The sequence below is a fragment of the Binatus sp. (SeqCode) genome, assembly GCF_035272065.1.
In the GTDB taxonomy this organism is placed as follows: domain Bacteria; phylum Desulfobacterota; class Binatia; order Binatales; family Binataceae; genus Binatus.
In genome coordinates this window covers 1-3,300 of the sequence record NZ_DATEQZ010000108.1, presented here as the reverse complement: position 1 = coordinate 3,300, position 3,300 = coordinate 1, and the positions used below count along the sequence as shown (strand labels likewise).

The following is a 3,300-nucleotide window of genomic DNA, read 5'->3' as shown; positions in this document are numbered from 1 at the left end:
GTAGTGAATCTCGTCGGCGTGCGAACCATCGACGTCGAACGCAATCTCCGAATCGCCGTCGCTGATCGGCGAGACTCCCGTCACGTGACCAATCGTCGCCGACGCGTGCGTTATCGGATCGCCCGGCCCGAGCCCGCCGCTGGTGTCGAGCTGCGTAGTGTAGAATGACGGCTGACTGACGCATCCCGCGATCAGCAGGGCAACCACGAACGGCGCGAGGAGTCTGATCGTCCTAGGCAAACGCCGGCATCACTTCCTTCGCGAACAGCTCGAGGGTCGGCGGCGGCGCGAAGTCGCTGAAGAAAATTACGAATGTCGTGATTCCCATCGCCACACGCTTTTTGAGTTCCTCGATCAATTGCTTCGGCGTGCCTTTGATTCCGGTGCTGACAAACGGCTTGAGCATTTGCGCCGCCTTCCACTTCGCCTCGACCTCCGCGTCGCTCGAGCCGATGCACACGAGCAACTGCTCGGACACGTCGATCGTGTTTACGTCGCGCCCGACGTCCTTGCAGTGCTGCTTGAGCACGTTGAACTTGTGCTCGAAACTTTCGTAGCCGGCCGGACAGTTCCACCGGTCCGCGAACCGCGCGACCAGCTTCAACATGACTTTCTCGCCGGCGCCGCCGATCGTGATCGGTGGATGCGGTTGTTGCATCGGCTTGGGATTGCAGATCGCTTCTTCGACCGAGTAGTGCCGGCCCTTATATGTCACGCGCTTCTCAGTGAACATTGCCTTCATTATATGCAGGCCTTCCTCGAACATCTTCAGCCGCGTGCCCATCGACGGAAACTGGTAGCCGTACGCCTTGTATTCCTCGTCCATCCAGCCTGCGCCGTAGCCGATCTCGAGATGGCCGTTGCTGATGTGGTCGATGGTCGCGAGCGACTTCGCCAGCAGCGCTGGATTGCGGTACGAGTTGCAGATGACCATGGTGCCGATGCGAAGTTTGTCGGTCTTCGCCGACAGCCCCGCCATCAGCGCCAGGCATTCGTGATGATCAAGATCGGGCATCCCGCGCGTCCACATATGATCGACCAGCCACATCGAATGAAAGCCGAGCTTCTCACATCGATGCGCCCGCTCTTCGAGCTGATGCCACGATTGTCCGGCTTGCGGAGAGAACAGGGCGAATTGCACTTTCTTGCTCATTTGAAATCTACTCCCGTGCGAAATTAGCGTGAGAACCTTCCGACTCTGTTTCGCACGCCGCACCGCGAAGGGTCAACCAGCGACGGCCCGGCGCGCTCGCGGACTTGTGCGGCGACGGGAAATTGTGGAGAGGATTGTGCCCATGAAGATTCGACGACGCATTGTCCTCGACTTATCGGCGGTCCTGCTTCTTCTCGTCGCGACGTTCGCATCGGCCGCCGACTTTACTCCCGTTGGCGTTGCGCGCGAACTAGAGGGCGCGCCGGGAATTTACGAATGGACGTTCGAAGCGACCGTCGGCAAATCGTCGTTCGACAAAATCGCGCTGCATCGCGTGGCCAAAGGACCAACTCCGCCCGTGCATCCCGAGTCTGTCGTTCTGTATCTGCCCGGCACCAACATGAACGGCGAAGTTGCGCTCGAAGATCCGCGCTACTCGTTCCAGGTTTACCTCGCCGAGCAGGGTGTCGACGTGTGGTCGATGGACTATCGCACGCATTTTATTCCGTCGCCGACGCCGCAGAGCGACCTGTCCGAGCTCGCGGGATGGACCAACGATCTTTTCGAGTCGGACATCGACGCGGCGGCAAAGTTCGTCAGCGAAAAATCCGGCCGTAGCAGGATCTTTGTCGCCGGTTTCAGCCGCGGCGTCGAGTTCGCATACCTCTTCGCGGCCAAGCATTATCCGGAGCGCGTCGCGGGAATCATCGCGCTCGACGGATTCATTCCGACTCATCCGATGCGCTCGGAGTCGGCGCCGGCCGGCCAGTATGCCGACGATATCGGCGGCAAACATCTGACTTACGACAAACGCTACAAGCTGATGCAGATGCTGATCGAAAATCCTGATCAACCGGCGCCGATTCCCAAGTACAAGAGTGCGCGCGAAAACCTGGAGCACGTCATGTACGATGCGGCCCCCGGCAACGGCGCGTTCGCGAATATGCAGGGCGGTTATTCCGACGCGGTTGTGCTCGCCAAACTACTAATCGCCTACGATCGCTACTGGCCCTCGGTGCAGGACGGCGAGAATCCGTTCACGCCGGACCTGCTCGCGTCGCTCAAGGCGTCGAAGATTCCCGTGATCGCGTTCGCGAGCACGAACTTCGGTGCGGGTTGGCCCGGCCAGGTCGAAGCGGCATCGAAATTGACCGGCGCGCCCGACCCTTCATTCACCAAGCTCGACAACTGGGGCCATCTCGACGTGTTGGCAGGTACGAAGTCGGAGAGCCAGGTATTCGCGCCGACGGCGGCGTGGATCAAGCAGCACGAGAAGTCGGCGGATAATCCGGGGCGTCGGGCAGCGGTGGAGCGGGGCGGCTCGCAGGAATAATCATAACTGTGGCGAGCGCCCACGCGCCTAGCGTCAGCCCCGCGATGGTCCATCGCGTGATCGAGCGGCCGCGGCGCGACGCTACGATTGCGGTTAACGGAGTGAGCGCGAGATTGACGATGATCGACGTTGCGATCAGATTCGCGGGTGTCTCGTGGTACCCCATCAGGGCGAATCCCGACGCGATGCTTAGAATGCTGGCAAGAGTGCTCATCGGTTTGCGCGGCGCGCCCCTCTATATATAGTTGAAAATCATGGCACGCCGCGACGACGACAACCTGATGAACAAACTCCGCCAGATGAGCGAGGAAGGCATCACCGGCTTTTTCAACGAGATCATGTCGAACGACAGGATGCGCTCGAGTTTCGGCAAGGCCGGTGAACGTTTCATGGCGAACAAGCAGTCGTTCGATCGCAACGTCGAGCAGGTGCTCGATTTCGTCAATATTCCCTCGAAACGCGACGTGCGCGACCTGAAAGCGCGGCTCGATCATCTGAGCTCGCAACTGTTAAACCTCAGCATCAAGCTCGATCGTTTGCTCGATCACAACGAACCCGCGAAAGCGAAACCGGCGATTCGGCGCGCGAAGAAATCGAGTTGATCGGGCGATCAAATGGCTTGGATGCCGCGGCCGATCTCGGCTAGGTCCGCGATCGTGCGCGGCTCGCGGCCGAGGTCCGGCGCAACCATCAACAGCGCGCCGGCGGGGAGTGAATCGCGCAGCGCGCTCAGCGAAACTTCCTCGCGAGTCTTGAGCGCGGCGTAGTCGGCGAGATTGCGCTTCAACTTTTTCTTGAGCGACGGCGCGATGCG

5 protein-coding genes and 1 pseudogene are annotated in these 3,300 nt (G+C 60.2%); 3 read left to right on the top strand and 3 right to left on the bottom strand.

Annotation, left to right across the window (positions count from 1 at the left end):
* Together VJX68_RS17355 and VJX68_RS17350 are read right to left on the bottom strand one after the other, a co-directional pair.
* Positions 1–240: pseudogene (locus VJX68_RS17355) on the bottom strand (hypothetical protein); the annotation flags it as partial.
* Complete coding sequence (locus VJX68_RS17350; protein WP_324096981.1) at positions 233–1,153, bottom strand: TIGR03560 family F420-dependent LLM class oxidoreductase; 921 nt, start codon at positions 1,151–1,153, stop codon at positions 233–235. The gene VJX68_RS17350 and the pseudogene VJX68_RS17355, both read right to left, overlap by 8 nt.
* Before the next feature lie 142 nt (positions 1,154–1,295).
* On the opposite strand from VJX68_RS17350, the gene VJX68_RS17345 reads away from it, so the two are divergent.
* Genes VJX68_RS17345 through VJX68_RS17335 form a run of 3 tightly spaced genes read left to right on the top strand, consistent with a single transcriptional unit; the run spans position 1,296 to position 3,088 of the window.
* Complete coding sequence (locus VJX68_RS17345) at positions 1,296–2,486, top strand: alpha/beta hydrolase (protein ID WP_324096980.1); 1,191 nt, start codon at positions 1,296–1,298, stop codon at positions 2,484–2,486.
* An 8-nt stretch (positions 2,487–2,494) separates the two neighbouring features.
* Complete coding sequence (locus VJX68_RS17340; RefSeq protein ID WP_324096979.1) at positions 2,495–2,731, top strand: hypothetical protein; 237 nt, start codon at positions 2,495–2,497, stop codon at positions 2,729–2,731.
* 9 nt (positions 2,732–2,740) lie between these two features.
* The gene (locus VJX68_RS17335) at positions 2,741–3,088 is read left to right on the top strand and encodes a hypothetical protein (protein ID WP_324096978.1); all 348 of its coding nucleotides are present in this window, start codon (positions 2,741–2,743) and stop codon (positions 3,086–3,088) included.
* 8 nt (positions 3,089–3,096) lie between these two features.
* On the opposite strand, the gene VJX68_RS17330 is transcribed toward VJX68_RS17335, so the two are convergent.
* The coding region (locus VJX68_RS17330; RefSeq protein WP_324096977.1) for a hypothetical protein at positions 3,097–3,300 on the bottom strand (204 nt) is incomplete at its 5' end.